The following is a 24,232-nucleotide window of genomic DNA, read 5'->3' on the forward strand; positions in this document are numbered from 1 at the left end:
TAGCGCGCCGTCGGTTTTGTGACTGATATGCGCGTTTTATTCACCTCTCGCGGGTGAAACGCGGCCGGATTGCCGTCGTCCCGTAGACTTCCCCTGATTTGTCGATCAAGAAGGGCGCGGATGACCCGGCTTGACGAGCTGCGCGGCTCAGGCAAGGCGAAGCGGCACAACGCGCGTACGATCGCCGCCCTCACCGGCAATCCCGGCTGCAACCGGCGTGCCGTCCTCGACGCGGCCGGCGTCGACAAGCTGAAACTCGCCGAGACGGTCGGCTTCCCGGGCAGCTTCGGACAGTCCCGGTTCGCGCTGTCCCGCGGCAACGCGTTCGAGGCGATGCTCAAGGCCGACAACTGCGCGCTGCTGCGGTCGGTGCTCGACGTCCCGGAAGACTTCTTCGAGTATCAGGACCTCGGCGCGGACTCCGACGACACGCTCGGCGACCGGCACTCCCGGACCGCCGAGCTGCTCTCCTCGGCCACCGCCGCGCTGATCGACCACCCGCTGCTCACCCTCGAGGTGGCCGGGCAGACCGTCTACCTCGAGCCCGACCTGGTGGCCTACGCGTACCGGGGCCGCCTGCAGGTCGTCGAGATCAAGTCGTTCGCGGTCGTGGACGGGCAGGCCGACAGCGCCAAGGTGTCCGCGGCGGCGACGCAGGCCGCGACGTACGTGCTCGCCCTGCGCCAGCTGCTCGAACGGCTCGGCCTGGACCCGCTGCTGGTCGACCACGAGATCGTCCTGGTCTGCCCGGAGAACTTCGCGATGCGCCCGGTCGCGGTCCGCGTCGACGTCCGCAAGCAGCTCGCCACCCTGCGCCGGCAGCTGTCCCGGCTGGCCTCGGTCGGTGAGATCATCGACGCGCTGCCGGCCGGCCTGACCTTCGACCTGAACCGCCCGGCCGAGGAGCTGACCGTCGCGCTCGAGACGGTCGCCCCGCACTACGCGCCCGAATGTCTGTCCACCTGCGAGCTCTCGATGTTCTGCCGGCACGAGGCGGGCGGGACCACCGGCGCGCTCGGCCGGCCGGTCCGGGAGGCGCTCGGCGGTATCGAGAGCGTCGGCGAGGTGCTCGAACTCGCCGCCGGCACGCGCGCCCCGACCCCGGATCAGGAGGAGGCCGCGGCGTTGCTGCGGCAGGCGCTCCGCCTACGGTCCGAGGCGCTTTCTTGAGTACGCTGACCGCCCTCGCCCGGGCGCAGGCCGTCGCCGCCGGTCGGGCCCAGCCGATCGCCACGGTTCGCCACCTGCACGTCCACGACCACCCGCTGGTGCTGGTCCCGCTCGCGATGGCCGGCGAGGCGAACGCGCCGCTGGCCGCGCTCGCCGGCACCGACCCGGCCAAGCCGGAACTCCTGGTCGTCACCCAGCCGCGGGACCGCGACGAGCGCTTCCGGTTCGCCGACCGCCTCGGCCAGATCCTGGTCCGGTACGTCGACTCGTTCGCCGACGTCACCGAGGACATCCCGATCGACCGGGGCAAGGACGTCCGCACCCGGTACGCCGACGCCCCGCAGCTCTGGGTCCCGAACCCGGCCGGCATCGACTTCCTGCGCCTGTTCGGCCGGTCCACCCGGTTCCGCACGATCGACGGCGAGTACCCGGTGCCGGTGACGGTGCCGCTGCTCGGACGCTGGCTCACGTTCTTCGCCACCAGCGCCGAAGTGCCCGGATCGGCGCTGCTGCTGAACGCGGTGCAGGCGCTCGGGCTGCACTGGGTGACCGGGCAGAGCAGCGCGGAGGACGCGCAGCTCGGCGTGCTGCTCGCCTGGATCGAGGAGGGCGCCGCCGCGGCCCGCGCGGTGGAGAACGGCCCGGTCGCCGGGCCGGCCACCGACCCGGACTTCGACAACCGGGTCCTGGCGCCGCTGATCGAGCGGTCCGCGCCGGAACTCCCGGCCGTCCTGCGCGACCTGATGCTGCCGACCTGGGAGCGGATGTGGCGGGTCCTGACCCTGCTGCGGACGCTGCCGGTGGGGGAGCGGGTGGCGCAGCGGTGGGACGGGGACAAGGACGTGTACACGGCGTTCGCGCAGCACGTGGCCGAGGGCGGGGCGCCGCAGCCCCGCCGGGACGGCGCGGTCGCCGCGGCGGGCCGCCTCCAGCGCCTGGAGTCGGCGGCCTCGCGGTACGCGGTCCAGCGGGCGTTCGACGATCCGCTGGTCCTCGCCGAGTACCGGCTGGCCGGGGCGGCCTTCGCCGGGACGGTCACGCTGGCCGCCCCGGACCGGGTCGACGACAGCGGGAAACGGCCGGTGCTTCGACCGCGGATCATGGTCCGCACCCCGGAGCCGGTCCGGATCGAGCTGGGCACGTCGCTGACCTCGCCGTCCCGTCCCGGGCAGAAGGCCCGGGTGATCTCGGTCGCCCCGGCGCCGGTGGCCGGGGAGTCGGACGTCCTGCTGGAACTGTCCGGCGGAATGGGGCGCAAGCTGATCGCCGAGCCCGGTTCGGTTCCGGCGGTGGGGGAGCGTTTGATCCTGACCACGCTGAGCGAGGAGTTCCGGCGCAGCGGGACCCTGCCGGACCCGTCCGAGACGCCGTGGACCCACGGCGGCCCCCCGATCTACGACGATCCGGCCCCCACCCCGGAGCCACCGACCGCCGCGCCGGAGTCACCGGCCGTCGCCCCGCAGCCCACGAACTAAACCGCGCACCTCGCGCCCGCCCCCGCGCACCTCGCGCCCGCCCCCGCGCACCTCACGCGCCCCGCGCGCCCTGGCGCCTCACTCGTTCTGCCGACCCCGCGCACGTCGGTCCCGCACTCCGCCCCCGCGCGCCCCGCAGCTCGCCGCATCGCAGGCCAGGGCCCCGCCGCATCGCAGGCCAGGGCCCCGTCGTGTCGCAGGCAGGGGCCCGCCCACCGGGGGTTCCCCCGCCCTCGAAATCACGCTATCGAAGCCGGCCTTGATCATGTAGACGGCCTGTGGACAACCCTCTGGTGTGGATAACCGGATGGGTCGGCATTCACGGGTTTAGGGTCTTTGTAAGCGCGCCCACCCACGGACATCGCCCTTGCGGGTCTCGTGTTCTGGGCGCCCCGCGCCCTTGCGAGGCCCGGAAGGGTCCCCGCGGGAGCGACGATCCGTACCCCAGCGAACCTAGGAAATAATGAATTTGATCTTGATTTGAACGGGATTACCCGGTGAGGCGGACGAGCAGCAGGGCGATGTCGTCGCTGCGGCGCGGCGCCACCTCGAGAAGGCGCGTGCACAGCTCGTCACCGGGATAGGCGCAGCTCTCGCGGAGGCGCTCGGCCAGGCGGGCGACGCCGTCGTCCAGGAGCTGGTCGCGGTCCTCGACCAGGCCGTCGGTGTAGAGGACCAGCGTCGAGCCGGGCGGGACATAACGGACGGTCGTCGTGCGCGGATCCTGCGGCGGCAGGCCGAGCAGCGGCTCCGGGGGCACCCACCAGACCTGGACCCGGCCGTCCGGCAGGAGCAGCAGCGGCGGCGGGTGGCCGGCGTTTGCGAAGCTGATCGCGTAGCCCGACCAGGACTGCCGGACCCGGGCCAGCACCGCGGTCGCGGCGGCCGGCACCCGCAGGCCGTGCAGCGCCTGATCGAGCTGGGTGAGCAGGGCGCCGGGCTCGTCGGGCCGGCCGTAGGCGTCGCCGCGGACCAGGTTCCGCAGCTGGCCCATCATCGCCGCGGCCTCGATGTCGTGGCCGGAGACGTCGCCGACCGCGACCATCACGCTGCCGTCGGGCTGGGCGAACGCGTCATACCAGTCGCCGCCGACGGCGGCGCCGTCCTGCGCCGGCAGGTAGCGGGCGTGCAGCTCGACCCCGGGCAACGTCGGCAACTCGGTGAGCAGGCTGCGCTGCAGCACCTCGGCGACGTGCCGCTGCTCCCGGTAGAGCCGGCTGTTCTCCACCGCGAGCCCGGCGCGCCGGCCGATCTCCGCCGCGATCCGCTCCTCGGCCTCGGTGAACGGCGGCCGGTCCGGCCCGTTGACCAGCAGCACCGCGCCCAGCACCTGGCGCCGCACCGGCGAGATGATCGGCGTGACCATCGTCGACCCGAGCCCGGCCGAGGCGGCGATCTCGGCGATCTCCGCGTCGCTGAGCTCACCGCGCAGGTCCGCCGGGCCGTGCTCGCGGCGCACCGGGCGGCCGTGCCGTCGGGCCGCCACCACGATCGCCTGCAGGTCGGTGCGGGAGCGGGCGGCCAGCTCGGCCAGCCGGGCCATCTCCGCAGCGTGCGCCGGATCCCGGTGCGCGGCCGTGACGTGCGGCGCGGCGCCGGGCTCGTCGGCGTACGCCACCACGCACCAGTCGGCGAGCCGGGCGGTGACGATCTTCCCGAGCCGCCGCATCGCCTCCTCCACGTCCATGGTCGCGGCCAGCGACTCGGTCAGGGCGGTGAGCAGCGCGAGCTGGTGATGGGCGGACTCGGCGGCGCGCCGGGCGTCCTCGGCGGCGGCCCGCTCGATCCGCAGGCAGACCTCCGACGAGCAGAGCGCGGCCAGCTCGGCGAGCAGGGTGATCTCACTGTTCGTCCAGGTGCGCGGCTCGTGGTCGACCGCGCACAGCGCGCCGACGACCAGGCCGTCCGGGTCGGTGATCGGGGCACCCGCGTACGCGATCGCGTTGAGCTGGTCGATCGACGGGTTCCCGCGCATCCGCGGATCGGTGCGCACGTCCGGCACGAGCAGCATCTCGCCGGCCACCACCACGTGCCGGCTGAACGAGTGGGTCAACGGCATGCTGCGGTCGGTGGCGAACGGCTCCGGCATGCCGACCTGGCCGGCCAGGTGCTGATGCTCCGCGTCGACCAGGCACACCACGCCGAGCGGTGCGTCCACCAACTTGCGGACCAGCATCGCGACCCGGTCGAACGCCTCGTCCGGCCCCGGCTTGCCCAGCCGGCGCACCGAACGCAGGCGCACCGGATCGGCGAGCACACTCTGCTCGGTCTCACCGATGACGTCCCACTGAAGCACCATTGCCCCCCGGCGGTCGCCTGCCAGGCTACCGGCGCCGGGGTCGCATCAGCCCGTGTGCTCCTGACCCGATCATCCGTTTCCGGTCGCCCGATCGGTCACCCCCGCCCCCTCATCCATGCCATCCCAGGTCGGGGCGGCGTGGGCCGGATCACGATCCCGCTCGTCTTCCGCCTCCGGTGGTCCCACGGCCCGCGCCGACCGTCGCCGGCACGCCGAGGTGCCAGGGGAAGTCGCGGTCCTCGCCCGGCGCGTGCGGTTCACACTCACCGGGACCCAGCAGAATCCGGACACCCTCGGCGCGCAGTTCCTCGACGCTGCGCCGGAACGGAGCCCGCCCGGCCAGCGCACTGTTGACGAACGGCAGGACCACGACGGGAATGCCGAGCCCGGGCGCTTCGGCGAGCAGCCCCAGCGCGTAGGTGTCGGCGATCCCCCGGGCGAACTTGTTGATGGTGTTGAAGGTCGCCGGCGCGACGACGATCGCGTCGGCCCGCCGGCTACGCGGCTCGCTCGGCTTGCGGTACCAGCTCCGCACCGGCCGCCCGGTCTGCTCCGCCAGCGCGGGCACGTCGATGAACTCGACCGCCGACGGCGTGGCGACGACCTGAACCGCCCACCCGGCCGCCTGCGCGAGGCCGACCAGCCGTCCCACCCCGCCGGCCGGCCCAGCGGCGCACACGATCACATAGAGGGTCCCGCTCTCATCACTCACCCCAAAATTCTCGAACACCCCGATTTTGTACGACGGTGAGCACCGCCCGTCGCACCCCGAAACGCCCGTAACCACAGCTCAGAACCGCTCCTCACCGCTCGCCCCTCGACGGCCCGCCGCCCAGGCGCCCGCTCCACGTGCTCGCTGTCCACGTGCTCGCTGCCCACGCGCCGGCTGCCCGCGTGGCTGTTGTCCACGCGTCTGCTGCTCGCGTGCCTGCTGCTCGCGTGCCTGCTGCTCGCGTGTCGAGCCGCTCGCGTGCCGAGCCGCTCGCGTGCCGAGCCGCTCGCGTGCCGAGCCGCTCGCGTGCCGGCTGCTCAGGTATCTGCTGCTTCTCGTCAGGCGGCGTGGTCGGTGGGCTGGGGGAACGGCTGGCGGGCGCCCGCACGCAGGCCGGACCGGATCGTGCCACGGATCTCGGCCTGCCCGAGCCCGGCGGAGCGTGCCGCGGCCTCCAACTCGCGCCGGACCATGCCCGGGTCGAGCAGCCCGGCCCCGACGAACCGGCCCAGCGCGAACGCCGCCCGGTTCAGCGTGTCGTTGCGGCAGCCCACGACGGCCCGCGCGACCCGGTCGGCCTCGGACTCCAGCGCCGCGGAAGCGTACCGACCGGGATGCGCGACCGGCCGCAACGGCGCCGGCGGCGGCCCCTCGATCATGGCGCGGAGTGCCGCCGATAGGGCCGGCAGCACCGAGCCCGGGCGGCGGATCCACGTATAGCCCGCGCCACCGGCGTGCCGGGACGGCGGGGCCAGCACATACCCACCCACGCCGCGCCAGTCCAGCCCCGGCAGCAGACGAACCCGGTTCCCGAAGCCGGTCGGGCGGAACCACAGATGACGGCCACCCCCGCCGGTGCGGACCTGCGGGCCCGGCGGGATCTCGTCGTCCAGCAGATGGACCAGCCCGTGCCAGCCCTCCGCGGAGTCGACGTCGGCCACATCCATGATCACGCCGGTGCGCAGGCCCACGTTCGCCTGCGGCCAGTGCGTCCACCAGAGCTCGATCCGGCGCGGGTCGGTGCTCGCCTCGTTCACCCCGTGCCGCAGGCGGGGATGCTTGCCGGGACTGTCGCATCGTTCTCCTCGGGCGCAGGAACAGACACCACCCCGGTCAGGCGTGTGCACCGGCAGGACAGGGATGCCGTGCCGGGCATACGCCAGGGCGGTCGTCAGCGACATTAGAACAACAGTACGACAGTTTTCCCGCCCCGGCAGTGCCCGAATTACCCGCCTGCCCCGCCACCGCAGCGCCCGAACCCCGCGCGGGACGCGCTGCGCCAGTGCCTGAGGTGCATGCGATGCGCTCCGGCGGTGCTCGAGGTGCGTGCGCGGTGCTCCGGCGGTGCTCGAGGTGCGTGCGCGGTGCTCCGGCGGTGCTCGGTAGAGGCGCGGTGCGCTACGGCAGTGCTCGCAGCACGTGTGAGATGTGGTGCGACGTGCTCCACGCGATCCAACTCGCCGAACTGCCCGCGCCCCGGGCGGTCCGCGCCCGCCGGGCGATCTCGGCGTCGCCCCAGGAGAACCGCGCGCCCGCCGACGGCCACTGCGGCGAGGTCACCAGCGTGCGACACAGGTCGTGGCAGCGGTCGTCACTGCGCCCGCCGCGCCGCGCCCACCGGTAGATCCACCAGTCCTCCTCGGCGGTGTACCGCAACGTCGGCAACTGCCGATGATGCTGCACACCGAGCCGCCGCACCGGCGACGTGACGCCGTAGTCGGCATACCCGATCCCGGGCTCGCCGAGCCGTGCCCACACCCGGGCGTCCAGCCGGCCCACCGCCACCGGCCGGTCGGTGGGCAGGTCGTCCAGGTTCGGCGGCATCGCCCCGGAGGCCACGCTGATCGAGCGCCACGGCATGGTCCGGGCCCAGCGCAGCACCCGCCGCGCCCGTTCCTCCACCTCGTCGGCGTGCGACAGGCAGGCTGTCTCGGCGAGGTCGATCAGCAGGTCGATCTCGCTCGGCTCGAGCGCCGTGGCGGCCAGCACCCGGTCGGTGACCACGTCCGCCTGCGCCGGGTTGCCCGCGTCGACGTGCGGCTGCAGGCGCAGCACGGCACGCCGGCGATGCATCCGGGCAGCCAGCCCGTGCGCCACCAGGCGGCGACCGCTCTCGTAGGGCCGCAGCACCGGCACCATCGCCACGCCGATTCGCGTGAGCTGCTCCGCGAGGAACAGTGGGGCGGGCGGCTCCGGCACGTTCCCGAAGTCCAGGGCCAGCGCCTCCGTCCGGGGCATCAGCTCCCGGATCAGCGGGACGATGCTGACCGCCGGATCCACCTCGACGATCGGCAGGATGCGCACGGCCTCCTCGTCGGAGAGGTGCGCGAGCGCCGCGAACTCACCACGACGTGGCCGGAGAATCGGTTGATAAGCCCTGATAGGCGCCATAGCACCACGGTAACCGGATTGACGGTTACCGGTGGGTTACGTTCGGTATAAATGCGTGAGCATCGATTGATTCGCCTCCCATCCGTCCGGGAACTTGACCGGCACGTTCAGGTGCACCGGCTCGGTCGACGGGTGCGCGTCGAGCAGCTCGGGGATGCCGGCCCGGGCCACCACCACGCAGGCGTGCCGGTGCCGTGAGGTCAGCACGCAGAGCCGCCCGGACTCCAGGTGGAACGCGGTGGCGTCGCGCCGGCCGGAGAGCGGATGAAGAACGACGGTCAGGTCGTACTCCCGGCCCTGCAGCCGGTTCGCCGTGTCCACGGTGATGCCGGCCGCCTCCGGTGGCAGCAGCGCGCGGATCGCCGCCGCCTGATCCCGGTGCGCGGCGCCGATCGCGATCCGGGCCGGGGTGAGTGGACCGGTGCCGGCCTCCGACCCGGCGATCCCGCCGCGGGCCAGAGCACGGGCGGCGAGCTGGGCGCAGGCCGCGGCGGCCTCCGCGTCGGTCCGCACGGTGAACCGCGCGGGTAGCTCGTGCAGGCCCCACCCGGTCCGCGCGGCGGTGTCCAGCACGTGATCGAACGGGGTCGTGGCGGGGCGCTCGAAATGCAGCGTGCGATCGCCCGGCCCGGTGCCCGAGCGGAACCCGGTGAACGGATAGAACGCCTCGGCCACCACCGGCGCGGCGGACGCGGGCAGCCGCCAGGAGACCGGCAGCCGGTGCACCGGCAGCTCCGGGTTGTGCCGCAGCAGCACCGCCACCGCGCTCTGCATCGGATCCCACGACAGGCCGGTCCAGCGATCCACCTCGACGGTGGAGAACGGGTCGAGCTGACCGGGATCGCCCACGAACAGCGCCCGTTCGAACCGCGGCGCGACTCGCAGCAGCGCGTCCGACCGCATCTGATAGGCCTCGTCGACGATCGCCCACGGCCAGCTGCCGTCGGCGACCGTCGCCCACTTGGCCGCCGTGCCGATCGTGATCGCCGGTGAGCCGAGATCGGGCACCTTCGCCGCGACTCGGCAGCTCGGATGGTCCTTGACCCGGTCGGTCCGTTCGTAGTCGACCGCGGAGAGCCGGCCCACGGTCACCTCGGGGGAGCGCGTGCCGAGCCGCTCGATCAGGTCGTCGACCTGCTCATTCGTCTGGGCGACGATCATCAGCGGCGCGCCGGTCGCGGCCAGCTCCCCGGCCGCGCGGACCACCAGCGTCGACTTGCCGGCGCCGGGCGGCGAGTCGACGACGACGCCCCGGTGCCGGCCGGAGCGGAGATCGCCGAGCACTGCGGCGATGACGGTGGCGGCCTCCTCGGCCGGGCTGACTGCATTCACCCGGGCACCGTAGCGCGGAGGCCCGACAAGATCGCCGAGCCCGGCGCTGGACTGCGGAAACAAGCTCTCCGGAGGGGTGGGATCGGGCCTGGTCGGCGGCTTTTCAGATTTTCTTTCCCCGACGTCCGGCAGTCGCGCCGAGACCTTTCCTGGGTACGCTGCGCCCTGTTATGGATCATCGTGAATGGATCTGGCCGGCTCCGAAGCTGGCCGCGTTGCGGCTCGGCCGGCGACTGGCGATCCTGGTCCCGGCCTCGCAGCCGTACCGCTGGTCGTTCGTGCACATCGTGCCCAGCGGCCGGTCCGACGACGAGGCCGCGATCCGGGCCGGCGCGGCGCGCAGCGACGCCGAGCGCAGCTTCCTGGTGAACCAGTGGGAGTACGAGGCGGACCGCCTGGAGGGCTATGACGAGGATCTCGGCGTCGTCCGGTTGCGGCGGGCCGAGGCCGCGGACGAGTCCGAGCTCCTCGCCGTGCTGCGCGAATGGCGTCTGCCGCCGGCCGGTTTCGACTACTCGTGGGACACCGTCGACCCCGGCTGACCGAGGTTATCCACAGGCCCCTCCGTGATCTTGTGAGCGCCGCTAGCGTGGGCGCCACAGCGATGGGAGGCAGTCCATGTTCGACGATCATGACCTTGGTGACGCGCAGTCCTGGATCGACGAGTGGCGATCCGGATTCGCCGAGCGAGCGCGGTGGGCACGTGAGCTCTCGGCGCGGCTCCATCGGATGTCCGGTACCGCGCGAAGTCCGGACGGGCTGATCGCCGTCACGGTCGGACCCGGTGGCGACCTGCTCGGGCTGGAGCTGGGCGAGGGGATCCGGCAGCGGCCGGCGACGGAGACCGCGGCGGCGATCTGTGCGACCGTGCGCGCGGCCCGGGAGGCGCTGGCCAGAGCGGTGCGAGAGGCGACGGACGAGACGGTCGGGGCGGAGTCGGCGACCGGGCGGGCGGTGGCGGCGGCCTGCGCGGCACCGGCCCGTAACGGTCGTGAGGCTTGTGAGGCCGGTACGGAACGGGGCTGAGCGGCGCCGTTGGCCCCGCCCTTCCGGCGTGCCGCTGTACCGGTTCAGGCTGGGAATTCGCGGAGCGCTCGACTGCGAAAGCGATCGCGGTGCCGGCCGCGGTCAGCGCTCGGTGCGGCAGCGGATTCCGGCGTTCCGGAGAAAGCGGCATGCGTTGTCATCGACGACCATCTTGATCTTCGGATGGCCGAGTTCGGGGAGCTAGGCGGGGTGATCTCCGGCGGGACGATTACTCCGAGTCATAGAGTGGAGTGTGCTGAGGGTGGCAATCACTGAATGGGGAATCAGTCGCGCGGGTCCGGGATCCGGCATCGCGGTGCGTGAATCACGTTCATTGAAACCGGCGGCCCGGCGGAATTGTCTGCGGTTTATGTTGAATCGAGTCAATCGTTTGCTGTTCGATTCGGTCGCCGATCCGGTGGGGCGCGTATTGCACGGTCCGGCCGGTGGTGGGCGGTCATGGGGCGCGCGTGACGCATGGCGACCTACCGGGCTGAACGTGGATTTTCGGCGCTCAAGATCGGGGCCCGGAGCTGGCAAGATCGAGTATGGACGAAAGATCCGGAGAGCGTTTTCCGGGGGTATTTGATCAACGAACAGATGTTCTGACGGGTATCTGACAGTGCCCCTGTCTCAAGTTGCGCAAACGACAGGGGTTTGCCCGGTTGCGGAGCCGCCGTCAGCTGTTGTCGATCTAGTTGAAAGAAGAGTGCAGCGGGTGGAAGGACTTTCTGGCCGCACGGTCCACATCGGAGAGAGGTGCTGAAATGCCCGGTCAGGTGGCTGTCGCGCAGGTCGCGGACTGTTTGATCATGTCGCGTGCAGGGATGTTTGCTTCTCTGTCACCGACCGGAAATAAGTTGGGTGTTCAATATCGGGTACGGGGAAAAGCGAAACCGGCTTGCAACTTGCGCGTGCGGTTCGCCGCGCAAGTTGCAGGTTTCGATACTTCTCGGCTCCATGCCCCGTCGTCGTGGCTAACCTTTGCTCGGCACGCGCGATTTCATTCACGCTTGTTTTTATGATCTCGCCGCGGCCCCTTCCAGTCGATCATCGGAAGTGCAACTCTTCTAGCCAGCAGTGACGTCGGCATCACGGACGGTGGTGGTGGGGAATGCGTCCAGACGTTCTCGTCGGTCCCAGCGATTGGTTGGTCGAGCAGTTCGGCGACAAGATCGCCGACGAGTTGTGGACCCGGGTGCCGGAGGCACTGAGCACAGCGATCGATCGCGAGGTGCACGCGCACCCAGCCATGACGCAGACCGTGGAGCGCGTGCTGGGTAACCCGCGATGGGCGTTGCCCTACGAGGAACTGGTCCTGTTCCTCGGCACGTTGCCTGGCGCCGAGATCATCAGCGTCCCCCGGTCGGTCTATCAGCTCGTTCTGATCAACGGGCATATCGTCGTGCCGTGGTGCTACGGCCAGTCGGCCCGGCTGTCGATGGCGGATGCCGAGGTGGGCCGTTCGTTCGGCCGGCTCGCCCGCGAGTTGCTCGGCCGGTTCGGGCCGCCGTGGCGCCGGTCGCCGGTGGAGTTGCCGCTCCCGCTGGACGCGGTCGACGAGCGTGAGGTCGCCAAGATCTGCGCGGCCATCGCGAGCATGGAGCCGAAACCGGAGGTCGTGATCGCCGGCTACGCCGGCGCGCCGAACCTCGGCCTGCTCCGCGCCTGCCTCGGCGAGGTCAAGTCGACCGACAACGGCACCCTGAACTGGAGCCACCTCGACGATCTCCCGCTCCCGCCCCCGGTGATCCCGCGCCCCCGGCGCATGCAGTTCCCCTGAGCTTCCAAGCTCCCGCAAACCTCCGCTGGCGGCGGGCCGGAGCCGCTCGGTGGACGCTCCCCACCCGCCCTGGGCGGCGTCCACCGGCTCCGCCCCAGCGCCGCCTGCCCCGCGCCACCCGCCCCATGCTGCCGGCCCGCGTTGCCGGCCCGCGTTGCTGGGGTGGGAGTGGCCGGCGTCTGTGAGGGCAGGAAACCGTAGCCGTGGGACGGCGAGCAACCGTTCTCCCAGGATGGCGCGGACGCCTCTAGACTTCACCGGATGGAGTCGCCCACGACGATCCGGGACCGGGCTGTCGCGGTCGCCGACTACCTGCTTGCGGTGCGTGCGCAGATGGACCGACCGTCCCGCACGGTGCCCTCTGACGCCCACTGGCTGGAAGCTCTGCCCGATCATCCGGACTGTCAGGCCGGTCCCGGCGCCGACGGCTCCTCCTGGCTGCGGGTTGGCCGGCCGGAATTGCCGCCGCCGGTGAGCGTTCCGGCCGCTCTCCGCCGTCGCCTCCGCGGCGATGTCTCCGCTACCGCCGAGCCGTCCGTCGAGGCCGATAGGGCGTCACGCAATATCAGGATAAATCCGGCGCAGAGGGACGCTGTCACGGCGCCGCAAAGCGGGGCTGTGACGACGGCCGTCGGAGGCGAGGCTGGGCTGGCGCCGGGCGGGGCCGTGGCGGCGGTGGCCGGAGGTGAGGCTGGGCTGGCGCCGGGCGGGGCCGTGGCGGCGGTGGCCGGAGGCGAGGCTGGGCTGGCGCCGGGCGGGGCCGTGCTGGCGGTGGCCGGAGGCGAGGCTGGGCCGGCGCAGAGCGGGGTCGTGGCGGCCGGAGGTGAGGCTGGGTCGGCACAAAGCCAGGCCTCGGCGGCGGCGAGTGGGGCTGTGCCGGTGGCTGCTGCGGAGGCGGGGCTCGCAGGGGTGGCCGCGGATGACTTCGAGAGTTGGCGCGATCAGACCTGGCGCCCCTGGTCCCAGCTCACCGCCGCCGCCGAGCAGACGCGGGAGCTTCATCGCAGGCTGTTCGACCGGATGCATCAGATCGACATGGCTGCCGCCACCACCGAGATGGTCTGGGGGCACGGCGTCATCGAGACCACGATCGACGGCGCCCGGGTCCGCTATCCGCTGGTCGCTACCCCGGTCCTGATCGAGTATGACCCGGACCGCGCCCTGATCACGGTCTCCCCGGCGGGCCCGTCGCGGCTGCAGACCGATGCGCTGCACGGTCTCGACGAGCGGTACCTCAGCCAGCTGCAGGGGCTGGCCGGCCCGGGCGGTGTCGTCGAGGTCGACCTGTGGAACGACTTCGAGCGTCGCGAGTTCTTCGAGCGTGCCCTCACCCGGCTCGGCTTCGACCGCCACATCCGCAAGCCCGGCGAAGACGGAAGCGCAGGCAAGGGCGGAGACGCGGGCGAAGGCGGGAGCGCGGGCGACAACACCAGCAAGGGCGAGAACGCCGGCAAGGGCGAGAGCACCGGCAAGGGCGAGAACACCAGCACCGGCGAGAGCGCCGCCAAAACACCCCAGGCGTCGATCACCGACACCGCGATCCTCTTCGCCCGCCCCCGCCAGCGCCAACTCCGCGGCTTCCTGGAGAACCTCCGCAACCGCCTGACCGAGAACCGAGCCACCGAAGGCGTCGGCTCCCTCGCCGCGATCCTGGCTCACGAGCCCAGCCGCCTGGCCATGCCCGACGATCACCCGGAGAACTGGGACCGGGTCGGCGAGCGCCTGCTCATGCCGCTGCCGACCAACGAGGCCCAGGAGTCGATCGCCCGCCGCCTGGCCCAGCATCGCAACGTCGCGGTGCAGGGCCCGCCGGGCACCGGCAAGACGCACACGATCCGCAACCTGATCTGCCATCTGATGGCGAACGGCAAGCGCGTCCTGGTCGTCGCGCAGAAGGAGGAGCCGCTCCGGGTCCTGCGGGACGGCCTGCCGGAGGAGGTTCAGGCGCTCTGCCTGGCGGTTCTGGGCCGGACCACCGATCAGCTGGTCCAGCTCCAGCTGGCCGCCCGGGAGCTCTCCGATCGGGCCGCGACCCTGGACAAGGAGGCCGAGGCCCGCCGGGTCGAGCGGCTGACCGCGAGTCTGGAGGAGGCCGAGCGGGAACTCGCGTCGGCGATGGCCGGGTTGCGGCTGATCGCCGAGAGCGAGGCCGTGACGTACCAGATCGGCGGGGTGACGCTGCTTCCGGCCGAGGTCGGCGCCTGGTTGCGGGAGCGGGCCGCGGCGCACGGCGGCATCCCGGATCCGGTGTCCGGGCCGGCGCCGCTGACCATCGAGGATTTCGCCACGCTGCTCAAGCTGGCGGCCCGGCTGACGCCGGAGGACCGGGCGGCGACGATGCGGCCGCTGCCGGAGATCATGGATCTTCCGGATCAGGCGGCGGCCTCGGCCCGGCGGGCCGAGATCGCCGCGGCCGAGCTGCGTCTGTCGCGGTTGGCGGACCAGGGCGTCGCTTTGGATTTGGTACGGGCTGAGCCCCGCCCCGCCCACACCGAACTGATCACCGACCTCCGCGACGCGGTCACCTGGCTGCGCCGCCGGGAGGGCACCTGGACGGACCGTCTCGGCCGGCTGATGGACGACCAGCACTGGCGCACCCTGTGGGCGGATCACGTCGCGAGCGTGTCCACGCTCCTCGACGAGCTGGCGACGAGCGCGAAGGAGCAGGCCGGCCACCGCGTGGTGATCGGCGAGCAGCTGCTGGCCGAGCCGAAGTTGCTGCTCACCCGGCTGGCCGAGATCCGGCTGCGGTTCACCGCGGGCAAGGGCCTGAACCGGCTGTTGCAGGCCGCGCTGTTCCGGGTCGCCGAGGAGATCCGGGTGGACGGCGAGCCGATGCGCACGCCGGAGGACGTGGACCTGGTCGCGGCCCGGGTGCGGCGGGCCCAGGCGCACCGGCGGCTCGGTGACGTCTGGACCGACTGGGTGGAGCGGCTGCGGATCGACGAGCCGACCGGCGGCTGGACCGATCCGGAGGTGTGGGCCGGGGTGCTGCTGTCCGAGGCGGCGCAGTCGCTGGAGTTCGACCTGCGCCGGTGGCCGCCGCTGGTGGAGCGGATGGCCACGGTCGTACCGCAAATTGATCTTGAATTGGACGCCGCGCGACTCGCGGCCGCCGCCGAGATGATCGAGGGGGCCGGCGAGGTCTTCGCTCTTGATCAGGCGAAGGCCGCGGAGCGGGCGGTGGCCGAGCGGCTGGCGCCGTGGCCGGAGGTGGCGCAGGCGTGGCAGAGCCTGGACGGGTGGGACGACGCGGTCGCGGAGGTCCGCCGGGTGGCCCTGTTGCAGCCGGACGTGCTGCGGTTCCATGCCATGCACGACCGCCTGGTCAACGCGGCGCCGGAGTGGGCCGCCCGGATCGCCGTGGGGGAGCAGCCGGTGGTCTCCGGCCAGGCCTGCCTGGAGGCGTGGGAGTGGCGGCGCGCGCAGACCTGGTTCGACAACGTGGTCGGCGACGTCGATCCGGCGGTGCTGGCGCGGCGGGTGGAGCGGGCCCGGGCGAAGATCCGCCGGCTGACCGGTGACCTGGTCGTCGCCTCGGCCTGGCTGGAGGTGGCCCGGGCGCTGGACGACCGGCGGCGGGCCGCGCTGGCCGACTGGACCACCGCGCTCCGCAAGATCGGCAAGGGCACCGGGCGCAGTGCCGCGGTCTGGCAGGCGCACGCCCAGCGGGCGATGGAGTCCGCGGTCAGCGCCGTGCCGGTCTGGGTGATGTCGGTGGACCGGGCGATCGAGCAGTTCGCCGGCGGGGCCCAAAATGGGGCGGGCGGGTCGGGCCAAAAAAGCCAGTTCGACGTGGTGATCGTCGACGAGGCGTCGCAGGCGGACCTGTTCGCGCTGCCGGTGCTCTCGCTGGCCGAGCGGGCCGTGGTGGTCGGCGACGATCAGCAGATCGGCCCGCAGCTGAGCTTCGTCGGCTCGGTCCAGGGTCTGATTCAGCGGCATCTGGGCGACGTGCCGTCGGCCGAGCACTTCGACCCCGAGTCGTCACTTTACGATCACGCGGTGCGGCGCTCGCCGGAGCGGATCCTGCTGACCGAGCACTTCCGGAGCGTGCCGCAGATCATCGAGTTCTCGTCGCGGCACTACTACGACGGCAAGATCCGGCCGTTGCGGGCGGACCGGCCGGCGCTGCCGCCGATCCGGACCGAGTTCTGCTCGACCGGGGTGCGGGAGAACCTGCCGGGCGTCGGTGAGATCAACGCGGCCGAGGCGGACGCCCTGGTGGATCGCATTACCAAGATCGTTTCAGATCCCCGGTACGACGGTCGGACGCTCGGCGTGATCAGCCTGTTGAGCAGCAGCGGCCAGGCCGGTCACATGCTCACGAAACTCCGCGAGGCGATCGGCGAGGACGAGATCCAGGCGCGGCGGCTGCGTGTCGGGGACGCCTACACGTTCCAGGGTGACGAGCGTGACGTGGTGCTCGTGTCCATGGTGGTGTCCGAGAATGATCCCCGGATTGCGGCGTTCACCAAGCGCGATTACCACCGGCGGATCAATGTGGCCGCGTCCCGGGCGCGCGACCAGTTGTGGATTTACCATTCCGTGCGGCCGGGGGCGTTGCTCGCCGATGACGCCCGGGGACTCCTTCTGTCGTACGCGGTCAATGTTCCCGGCGAGATCACCGCGAGTGATCCGGCGGCCCGGTGCGAAAGCGATTTCGAGCGCGATGTGCTGCGCCTTCTCGCGGTCCGGGGTTTCCGGCCGATTCCGCAGTTCCGGATCGGCGGCTACCGGATCGACTTCGTGCTGAACGCGCCGGACGGCCGCCGGTTGGCGATCGAGTGCGACGGCGACGCCTATCAGGGGCCGGAGCAGTGGGAGAGCGACATGCGCCGGCAGGCGGTGCTGGAACGCGTCGGGAACTGCGTGTTCGTCCGGATCCGGGGCAGCGTCTTCGCCCGGGAGCCGGAGGCGGCGATGCGGCCGGTCTGGCAGCGGATCGGCGAGTTGGAGATCACGCCGGCCGGGGAGTGAGGATCACCCAGCGCAGGGTTTTGGGAACGGCGCGTGCATGTTGCCGGCGGCTTGCGGGTAGGAAATCGCACAAGGTTTTCCGCCCGATACAAACAGTGACTGTCCGTCATGGATAGTCGGCAGCTTTTCGGTCGAATTGGGCGGTAAAGCGGTCCACCGTTCGGTTGTTTCGGTACTCTGGATGGGCGATAATTCCCTGCTCCTGGCCTTGCTGGCGGTTACGTCAAAACTTTGACTCTGACGTCCACTGTTACTACGGCCTGGTGACAGGTCGTAATAGGTAGGGGCTTTTTAGGTGGCCGGGGAAAACGCCGTGCGCGAGGGGGGAGGTGCTGTCGGATGACCGTGCCCGAAGAACGCGAGCGCTGGTCGCCGCCGACCGCCCCGCTGCCCGAGCCGCGCCCGCCGGCCGAGGACCGCGCCGCCTGGTTCTCCTACACCACCGCGAACGACCAGATCGTCTGGTCGACGGCGCTCTCCGCGATGCTCGGCCGGATCCCCGCCCAGGGCGAGGTGACCCGCCACACCCTGGCCCGCTACGTGCACCGGGACGACCTGGCCGCCGCGCTCGGCGCCATCACCGAGGCCTGGACCAGCCGGGCCACCGTGCGCGCCACGGTCCGGCTGATGCGGCACGACGGCGGCTGGTTCGACGTCGACTGCCGGCTCGAGCCGATGATGAGCCCGGACGGGACGGTCCGCGGCATCCGGGGCACGGTCCGCGACGTCACCGACCGGGAGCGCGCCCGCCGCGAGGACGACCGGCTCACCCGCCGCGGCGAGACCGTGCAGTCCTCGCTGGTCGAGCCGGACCCGGGGACCGGCCTGCTGACCCGCGCCCGGTTCGCCGACGAGATCGACCGGGCGCTGCGCCGCTCGGCCGGCGCCCTGCTGGTGCTGCGGGTGCAGGCCGAGGAGGCCGGCGAGACGGCCCGCCCCGAGCGCAACGCCGAGCTGCTGCACCGGACCGCCCGGCACCTGGAGGACCTGATCGGCCCGGAGCAGTTGCTCGGCCGGGTCGGGACCAACGAGCTCGCGGTGCTGCTCGCCGCCAGCAGCTGGCCGGCCGCCCGCAAGCAGGCGAACACCCTGGTCGAGGCGCTGCGTGGGAAGCCCGGCACGCTGGTCTGGGGCGGCCTGGTCCGGTTCCGGACGGACGCCGAGGCGGGCAGCCACGACCTGCTGATCGACGCCGAGCAGGCCTGGCGGCAGTCGCGCGAGGTGGACTGCCCGATCACCCTGGTCGCGCATCCGGTGCCGGCGCGGGACCGGCAGGGGTCGTACCGGAACCGGGTCGCCGACGCGCTCGGCACCGACCGGTTCACGCTGTACTCCCAGCCGATCCTGGAGCTGCAGACCAACCGGGTGACCCGGCACGAGCTGCTGCTGCGGGTGCTGGACGAGGCGGACGGCCCGCAGTCGCCGATCCACGTGCTGGACACCGCGGAGCGGCTGGACGCGGTCTTCGACATCGACCTGTGGGTGGTCGAGCGGGCCATGAAGCTCGCCGCCGAGCAGCCCGGGATGGGCCTGCAGATCAACCTGTCCGGCCGGTCGGTCGGCGATCCCCGGCTGACCGCCGAGGTGGAGCGGCTGCTCTCGCAGTACGCGGTGAACCCGGAGCAGCTCACCTTCGAGATCACCGAGACCGCGCTGATCGGCAACCTGAGCGAGGCCCGCCGGTTCGCCGACCGGATCCGCGACCTGGGGTGCTCGCTGGCGCTCGACGACTTCGGCTCCGGCTACGCCTCGTTCCGCTACCTGCGGCTCTTCCCGATCGACCTGGTGAAGATCGACGGGGAGTACGTCGTCGACCTGGTCGACAACCCGCAGGACCAGGTGCTGGTCCGCGCCCTGGTGCAGGTCTGCCAGGCCTACGGCATCCACACCGTCGCCGAGTTCGTCCAGGACGAGGCCACCCTCCGGATGCTGCGTGAGCTCGGCGTCGACTACGTCCAGGGCTACCTGATCGGCCGCCCGTCGCCGGTGGTTCCGGGCCGTCTGCGCGCCGACTGATCCGGGTACCGTGCTCGGCATGGAGCACTACGTCATCGCCACGGTCGCCGAGCAGAGTCCGGATTTCCGCCGGGTCCTCTGGACCGGCAAGCACACCCAGCTCGTCATCATGACCGTCCCGCCGGGCGGCGAGATCGGCGAGGAGATCCACCACGTGGACCAGATCCTCACCTTCGTCAGCGGTGTCGGCAAGGCGATCATCGCCGGCGAGACGCGCGCGGTGCAGCAGGGTGATCTGGTGATCGTCCCGGCCGGCGTCCAGCACAACTTCGTGAACGACGGGCCGAACCCGCTCGTCCTGCACACCGTTTACGGCCCGCCGGAGCACGCCGACGGCGCGGTGCACAAGACGAAGGAGGAGGGGGACGCGCTCGAGGAGGCGGGGCTCGACAACCCGCCCACTCAATAACGCGGATTTCCGATTCGGACGCGGCTTTCTTGCGTACGGCGTCCGGATTTTTGCATTCGTTTTTGAATGTTTTGGTTTTGCCCTTAGGCGCACGACGCCGGAACCGGCCGAGGCCCCCCAGCCAGCCGGTTCCGGCGCCGTGTCGAGGTGGAAAGTCCTCGGACAGCCTACTCGCTGAGGTTCACGTAAGTCGATCGATTCGGTGACCCGCTGTCGAATGCTGTCCGCCCGGCCCATGCTGGACTGTCCGAACGCTACTAACCTTCCAGCATGGACGAGCCCCGGTGGTTGACCGAGGAGCAGCAGACGGCCTGGCGACAGCTGGTCGAGGTGCTGGTCAAGGTGCCCGCGGCGTTGGAGACCCAACTCCAGCGGGATGCCGGTCTGACCCACATGGGCTACCTGGTGATGATGACCCTCTCCGAGCATCCGGAACGCCGCCTGCCGATGAGCCACCTGGCCAAACGTGCCTGCGCCTCGCTGTCCCGGCTCTCCCACGTGGTGGCCCGGCTGGAGGAGAAGGGCTGGCTCCGCCGGGAGCGCGCTGCGGTCGACGGCCGGGTGCAGATCGCGGTGCTCACCGACGAGGGGTTCGCCAAGGTCGCGGAGACCGCGCCCGGCCATGCCGAGACGGTCCAGCAGCTGGTCTTCGACCGGCTCACCCCGGCGCAGGCCCGCCAGCTCGGCAAGCTGGCCGAAGCACTGCTGAAAAGCCCGTAGGGTCTGATTACCAGAAGAGAGGCGTCGACAAAGATGAGTCAGCGGGTGCAGGGCGTGATCGCCCGGGAGAAGGGCAAGCCGGTCGAGGTGGCCACGATCGTGGTGCCGGATCCGGGGCCGGGCGAGGCCGTGGTCAAGGTGCAGTCGTGCGGGGTGTGCCACACCGACCTGCACTACCGCGAGGGCGGGATCAACGACGAGTTCCCGTTCCTGCTCGGGCACGAGGCGGCCGGGGTGGTCGAGGCGGTCGGTGCCGGGGTGACCGACGTGGCGCCCGGCGACTTCGTGATCCTGAACTGGCGGGCGGTCTGCGGAAACTGTCGCGCCTGCAACAAGGGCAAGCCGTGGTACTGCTTCAACACCCACAACGCCAAGCAGAGGATGACCCTGGAGGACGGCACCGAGCTCTCGCCGGCCCTGGGCATCGGCGCGTTCGTGGAGAAGACGCTGGTCCACGCCGGCCAGTGCACGAAGGTGGACCCGTCGGCCCGCGCGGCCGCGGTCGGCCTGCTCGGCTGCGGCGTGATGGCCGGCCTGGGCGCGGCGATCAACACCGGCGGGGTGACCCGCGGCGACTCGGTCGCGGTGATCGGCTGCGGCGGGGTCGGGGACGGCGCGGTGGCCGGCGCGGCGCTGGCCGGGGCGACCACGATCATCGCGATCGACACCGACGACCGGAAGCTGGGATGGGCGAAGGGTTTCGGCGCCACCCACACGATCAACGCGCGCGAGCACGACGTGGTCGAGCGGGTGCGCGAGCTGACCGGTGGCTTCGGGGCCGACGTGGTGGTCGAGGCGGTGGGCCGGCCGGAGACGTACAAGCAGGCCTTCTACGCCCGCGATCTGGCCGGCACGGTGGTGCTGGTCGGCGTGCCGACCCCGGACATGACGATCGAGCTGCCGCTGCTCGACATCTTCGGCCGCGGCGGCGCGCTGAAGTCCAGTTGGTATGGCGACTGCCTGCCCAGCCGCGACTTCCCGATGCTGACCGAGCTCTACCGCCAGGGTCGCCTCGACCTGGACGCGTTCGTCACCGAGGAGATCCCGCTGGACGGCGTCGAGCAGGCCTTCGCCAAGATGCACACCGGCGACGTGCTGCGCTCGGTAGTCATCTTCTAAAAGATCAAATTCGTTTTTTCCTACGCTGCGGCCAATAACTGATCGTCGCTCCCGCGGGGACCCTTCCGGGCCTCGCAGGGCGCGGGGCGCCCAAGAACGCGAGGCCCTACAGGGCGACGTCCGAGGGTGGTAACGGTCAACCCAAAACCCTTTGACCAGCACGGGAGTACGCGGGCGCCGACCGATCGGCGAGCAGGTCCAGGCACAACGCCGCGGTCCAGCTGAAGGTCGGCGCCCCGAGCCCCGCCCCGGTCCCCGGGTGGAAGTACTCGTAGTGCCCGTGCTCGTGCACCAGCCGCAGCAGGGCCCGGCGCAGCTCCTCCGCCTCGCCGCGGAACCCGTGCACCTGCATGCCCCGGCGCAGCAGCCAGTTCACGTTGATCCAGACCGGTCCGCGCCAGTAGCGATGGGTGTCGAAGCTGCCGGCGGTCCGGTCCACGCTCGGCGCCGGCAGCCCGAACCGCTCCGACCGGGCCTCCGCCATGATCGCCTGCGCCTGGTCGGCGGGCAGGTCCGGCAGCATCAGCGGGAGCAGGCCGCTCACGCAGCGGACCGGGCTGAGCCGGCCGGTGCGGGCGTCCCGGGCCCGGAACGTCCGGCTGGCCGGCTCCCACAGGTGCCGGGAGATGGCCGCGGTGATCTCCCGCGCCCGGTCCCGGTGCCGCCCGGCGTCGGTGGTCCGCCCGAGCACCCCGGCGATCTGCGTCAGGGCCAGCTCGGCGACGCCCAGGATGCTGTTGAACGCCGGACACTCGACCGCGAACGGATGCCGGTTGACCAGCTCGTTGTCCGAGTAGCCGCCGTCGCGGTAGTTGAGGACCAGGCCGACGTACCGGGCGTAGTCCTGATCGGTGGGGCGGTGCGCGGCGTCCGAGACGGCCAGGTCCCGCCGGTGGTAGCGCTCCAGCAGCGACATGTCGGCCGGTACCTCGGCCAGCGCCTGGTCCCAGGCCGGGCTGTTGTCCAGGCCGGACTCCCACGGGTGCACGATCGAGGCCAGCCCGGTCCCGCCCGCGTCGCGCCGCTCGGTCAGGTACTCCTGCTGGGCCACCAGCCGGGGATAGAGCCAGGCCAGCTCGGTGCGGGCCTCGCTGGCGCAGGCCGCGCCGTGCCCCGCCGCGTGGCGGTAGACCTCCCACGCGGCCAGCGCGTGCAGCGGCGGCTGGACGATGCCTGTGCTGCGCCGGGCCGGGCGGCCGGCCAGGACCGGGACGTTCCAGAAGCCGGGCCCGGGGAAGTAGTCGTCCTCGGCGGTCGCCGGGTCGAAGACGATGTGCGGCACCCGCCCGTCCGGCCACTGCGCCTCGAACAGCTGGCGCAGGTCGCGCCAGGCCCGGGTCGGGTCGACGTAGGCCAGGCCGACCGCGATGAACGCGGTGTCCCAGCTCCACTGGTGCGGGTAGAGCCGGCGGGACGGCACGGTGTGCTCGCCGGACCAGTTGGTGTCCAGCACCCGGACCGCGGACTGCCACAGCTCGGCGGAGAGATCGGGGAAGGCGACGGGGGACGTGGGTGGGTGCGGCTGCATGCTGAAGTCGAGCCCTTTCCACTGCGGTCGCCGGTAGACCCCCGCCATCGGGCCGGCCGCAGCGCTCCTGAACGAACTGCCGGTTGCATCTTCGGTACCGCGACCCGGAGGCACCCCACCGGGGTGCCCTCAGCGCACGGTGATCTCCCGCCACAGCCGGCTCTCCCGGCCGGGCAGGTAAGGCGAATCCAACCGCTTCGCCACCACGCCGGGCAAGCCCTGGGCGCGGGCCGCTTCCAGGGCGAACCGGCCACCACCGGAGAAGAACGGCGGGGTCTGCCAGTGCTCGCCGGCCAGGGCCAGGCCGTCCAGCAGTTCGCGGCGCTCGGCGTAGCGCAGCAGCTCGGTCGTGCGGTGCCCGTCCAGCCAGAGGAGGTCGTACAGCAGCAATTGAACTGGATCTTGATCTGCTGATCTTCTGGGGTTCTTCGACCGCGCGCGACGGGCCAGCCGATCCGGGTCGGGCCGGGCGCCGGCGAACCCGACCAGCTCGCCGTCGAAGATCGCCTCCACCGGCGCGAGTGCCGGGCCCAACGCCCGGACCTCCGGAAACGTCGAGGTCAGCTCTTCGCCGCCGGGTCCGGCGAGACGCACTCTGCCCCCTGCGACGTACGTGAGGCAGCGACGCCCCGCCCAGCGCATCTCGTAACCCCAGTCGGCGTCGTCGGCCGGCAGCGCCGCCGCGCGGGTCGCCGTCATCGGGCGCAGGTCGGCGGGCATCGACTCCCAGCCCGGCTCGGGCGGGTCCATCCGGCGCACCATCCAGTCGGCGCCACCGGTCTGGAAGAAGACGTATCGCCCGTTCGTGCGATCGCCGTGAAAGGTGACGCTGATCTCGTCGGGGCGCCACTTGCTCGTTTCGTACGTGCCCCGGTCGAAGATCGTCATCCGGCCGCCGCCGTACTCGCCGGCCGGGATCTCGCCGGCGAAGTCGAGGTACTCCAGAGGATGGTCCTCGGTATGTTTCGCCAGGTTGTTGCGGGCCTGATCGCGGGGCAGGCCGCGCGGGACGGCGAACGAGACCAGCACGCCGTCGTGCTCCAGCCGGACGTCCCAGTGGAGGCTGCGGGCGTGGTGCTGCTGGATCACGAAGCGGTGCTGCCCGGTCTCCTCCGGCCGCTCCGGCGGCACCGGCTCCGGGGTGCGGGCGGGGTTCCGTTTCCGGCGGTACTCGTCGAGGCGATCCGGCATGGCCCGATTCTGCCGGTCGACCCCGGGGGCCCGGAATTGTCGTACCCCGATGGTTGGGTGTTCCCATGACGGGGATCGCAC

General features: G+C 71.7%; 17 protein-coding genes. 10 read left to right on the forward strand and 7 right to left on the reverse strand.

What is annotated here, in order from left to right; translation table 11 throughout:
- Positions 1 to 120 precede the first annotated feature (120 nt).
- A complete protein-coding gene (locus L3i22_RS04955) occupies positions 121 to 1,170 on the forward strand; it encodes a hypothetical protein (protein WP_221325818.1) in 1,050 nt (349 codons plus the stop codon).
- Positions 1,167 to 2,645 carry a hypothetical protein gene (locus L3i22_RS04960; RefSeq protein ID WP_255657957.1) on the forward strand — a complete coding sequence of 493 codons (1,479 nt, stop codon included), beginning with the start codon at positions 1,167 to 1,169 and terminating at the stop codon, positions 2,643 to 2,645. The genes L3i22_RS04955 and L3i22_RS04960 overlap by 4 nt, the downstream gene beginning before the upstream one ends.
- A 490-nt stretch (positions 2,646 to 3,135) precedes the next feature.
- Here the strand turns inward: L3i22_RS04960 and L3i22_RS04965 are convergent, their stop codons facing one another.
- From L3i22_RS04965 to L3i22_RS04985, 5 genes are all read right to left on the reverse strand, one after another.
- Complete coding sequence (locus L3i22_RS04965; RefSeq protein WP_221325819.1) at positions 3,136 to 4,944, reverse strand: GAF domain-containing SpoIIE family protein phosphatase; 1,809 nt, start codon at positions 4,942 to 4,944, stop codon at positions 3,136 to 3,138.
- Positions 4,945 to 5,092: 148 nt separating this feature from the next.
- On the reverse strand, positions 5,093 to 5,656 hold the full coding sequence (locus tag L3i22_RS04970) for a flavoprotein (RefSeq protein WP_221325820.1): 564 nt from the start codon (positions 5,654 to 5,656) through the stop codon (positions 5,093 to 5,095).
- A gap of 338 nt (positions 5,657 to 5,994) precedes the next feature.
- Positions 5,995 to 6,837 carry a bifunctional DNA primase/polymerase gene (locus tag L3i22_RS04975; protein WP_221325821.1) on the reverse strand — a complete coding sequence of 281 codons (843 nt, stop codon included), beginning with the start codon at positions 6,835 to 6,837 and terminating at the stop codon, positions 5,995 to 5,997.
- A gap of 217 nt (positions 6,838 to 7,054) precedes the next feature.
- Positions 7,055 to 8,047 carry a beta family protein gene (locus tag L3i22_RS04980; RefSeq protein ID WP_221325822.1) on the reverse strand — a complete coding sequence of 331 codons (993 nt, stop codon included), beginning with the start codon at positions 8,045 to 8,047 and terminating at the stop codon, positions 7,055 to 7,057.
- Between the two features lie 36 nt (positions 8,048 to 8,083).
- Positions 8,084 to 9,379, reverse strand: coding sequence for an AAA family ATPase (locus L3i22_RS04985; RefSeq protein ID WP_221325823.1), 1,296 nt, complete (start codon positions 9,377 to 9,379; stop codon positions 8,084 to 8,086).
- 170 nt (positions 9,380 to 9,549) lie between these two features.
- Here L3i22_RS04985 and L3i22_RS04990 point away from each other — a divergent pair, with 170 nt between their 5' ends.
- The 8 genes from L3i22_RS04990 (at position 9,550) to L3i22_RS05030 (ending at position 21,432) form a co-directional block, all read left to right on the forward strand.
- Positions 9,550 to 9,921: a hypothetical protein gene (locus L3i22_RS04990; RefSeq protein WP_221325824.1), complete on the forward strand. Its 372-nt coding sequence runs from the start codon at positions 9,550 to 9,552 to the stop codon at positions 9,919 to 9,921.
- 76 nt (positions 9,922 to 9,997) lie between these two features.
- A complete protein-coding gene (locus L3i22_RS04995; protein WP_221325825.1) occupies positions 9,998 to 10,405 on the forward strand; it encodes a YbaB/EbfC family nucleoid-associated protein in 408 nt (135 codons plus the stop codon).
- A 1,114-nt stretch (positions 10,406 to 11,519) separates the two neighbouring features.
- Positions 11,520 to 12,188 carry a hypothetical protein gene (locus L3i22_RS05000; protein ID WP_221325826.1) on the forward strand — a complete coding sequence of 223 codons (669 nt, stop codon included), beginning with the start codon at positions 11,520 to 11,522 and terminating at the stop codon, positions 12,186 to 12,188.
- An 879-nt stretch (positions 12,189 to 13,067) separates the two neighbouring features.
- The gene (locus L3i22_RS05010; RefSeq protein WP_255657958.1) at positions 13,068 to 17,168 is read left to right on the forward strand and encodes an AAA domain-containing protein; all 4,101 of its coding nucleotides are present in this window, start codon (positions 13,068 to 13,070) and stop codon (positions 17,166 to 17,168) included.
- 339 nt (positions 17,169 to 17,507) lie between these two features.
- A complete protein-coding gene (locus L3i22_RS05015) occupies positions 17,508 to 19,184 on the forward strand; it encodes a sensor domain-containing phosphodiesterase (protein ID WP_221325827.1) in 1,677 nt (558 codons plus the stop codon).
- Positions 19,185 to 19,203: 19 nt separating this feature from the next.
- Positions 19,204 to 19,593: a cupin domain-containing protein gene (locus L3i22_RS05020; protein WP_221325828.1), complete on the forward strand. Its 390-nt coding sequence runs from the start codon at positions 19,204 to 19,206 to the stop codon at positions 19,591 to 19,593.
- A gap of 270 nt (positions 19,594 to 19,863) precedes the next feature.
- Positions 19,864 to 20,313, forward strand: coding sequence for a MarR family winged helix-turn-helix transcriptional regulator (locus L3i22_RS05025; RefSeq protein ID WP_221325829.1), 450 nt, complete (start codon positions 19,864 to 19,866; stop codon positions 20,311 to 20,313).
- 33 nt (positions 20,314 to 20,346) lie between these two features.
- Positions 20,347 to 21,432: an S-(hydroxymethyl)mycothiol dehydrogenase gene (locus L3i22_RS05030; RefSeq protein ID WP_221325830.1), complete on the forward strand. Its 1,086-nt coding sequence runs from the start codon at positions 20,347 to 20,349 to the stop codon at positions 21,430 to 21,432.
- Positions 21,433 to 21,568: 136 nt separating this feature from the next.
- Here L3i22_RS05030 and L3i22_RS05035 read toward each other — a convergent pair whose 3' ends face one another.
- Positions 21,569 to 23,008, reverse strand: coding sequence for a trehalase family glycosidase (locus tag L3i22_RS05035; RefSeq protein WP_370644375.1), 1,440 nt, complete (start codon positions 23,006 to 23,008; stop codon positions 21,569 to 21,571).
- Between the two features lie 81 nt (positions 23,009 to 23,089).
- Positions 23,090 to 24,151: a DNA polymerase ligase N-terminal domain-containing protein gene (locus L3i22_RS05040; protein WP_221325831.1), complete on the reverse strand. Its 1,062-nt coding sequence runs from the start codon at positions 24,149 to 24,151 to the stop codon at positions 23,090 to 23,092.
- Between the last annotated feature and the right edge of the window lie 81 nt (positions 24,152 to 24,232).

The sequence above is a fragment of the Actinoplanes sp. L3-i22 genome, from assembly GCF_019704555.1.
In the GTDB taxonomy this organism is placed as follows: domain Bacteria; phylum Actinomycetota; class Actinomycetes; order Mycobacteriales; family Micromonosporaceae; genus Actinoplanes.

Bases quoted from the DNA above. Each gene is read 5' to 3' on its own strand.
- L3i22_RS04955 (WP_221325818.1), top strand. From the start codon at position 121: ATGACCCGGCTTGACGAGCTGCGCGGCTCAGGCAAGGCGAAGCGGCAC.
- L3i22_RS04965 (WP_221325819.1), bottom strand. From the start codon at position 4,944: ATGGTGCTTCAGTGGGACGTCATCGGTGAGACCGAGCAGAGTGTGCTC.
- L3i22_RS04975 (WP_221325821.1), bottom strand. From the start codon at position 6,837: ATGTCGCTGACGACCGCCCTGGCGTATGCCCGGCACGGCATCCCTGTC.
- L3i22_RS04980 (WP_221325822.1), bottom strand. From the start codon at position 8,047: ATGGCGCCTATCAGGGCTTATCAACCGATTCTCCGGCCACGTCGTGGT.
- L3i22_RS04990 (WP_221325824.1), top strand. From the start codon at position 9,550: ATGGATCATCGTGAATGGATCTGGCCGGCTCCGAAGCTGGCCGCGTTG.
- L3i22_RS04995 (WP_221325825.1), top strand. From the start codon at position 9,998: ATGTTCGACGATCATGACCTTGGTGACGCGCAGTCCTGGATCGACGAG.
- L3i22_RS05000 (WP_221325826.1), top strand. From the start codon at position 11,520: ATGCGTCCAGACGTTCTCGTCGGTCCCAGCGATTGGTTGGTCGAGCAG.
- L3i22_RS05015 (WP_221325827.1), top strand. From the start codon at position 17,508: ATGACCGTGCCCGAAGAACGCGAGCGCTGGTCGCCGCCGACCGCCCCG.
- L3i22_RS05020 (WP_221325828.1), top strand. From the start codon at position 19,204: ATGGAGCACTACGTCATCGCCACGGTCGCCGAGCAGAGTCCGGATTTC.
- L3i22_RS05025 (WP_221325829.1), top strand. From the start codon at position 19,864: ATGGACGAGCCCCGGTGGTTGACCGAGGAGCAGCAGACGGCCTGGCGA.
- L3i22_RS05030 (WP_221325830.1), top strand. From the start codon at position 20,347: ATGAGTCAGCGGGTGCAGGGCGTGATCGCCCGGGAGAAGGGCAAGCCG.
- L3i22_RS05035 (WP_370644375.1), bottom strand. From the start codon at position 23,008: ATGGCGGGGGTCTACCGGCGACCGCAGTGGAAAGGGCTCGACTTCAGC.
- L3i22_RS05040 (WP_221325831.1), bottom strand. From the start codon at position 24,151: ATGCCGGATCGCCTCGACGAGTACCGCCGGAAACGGAACCCCGCCCGC.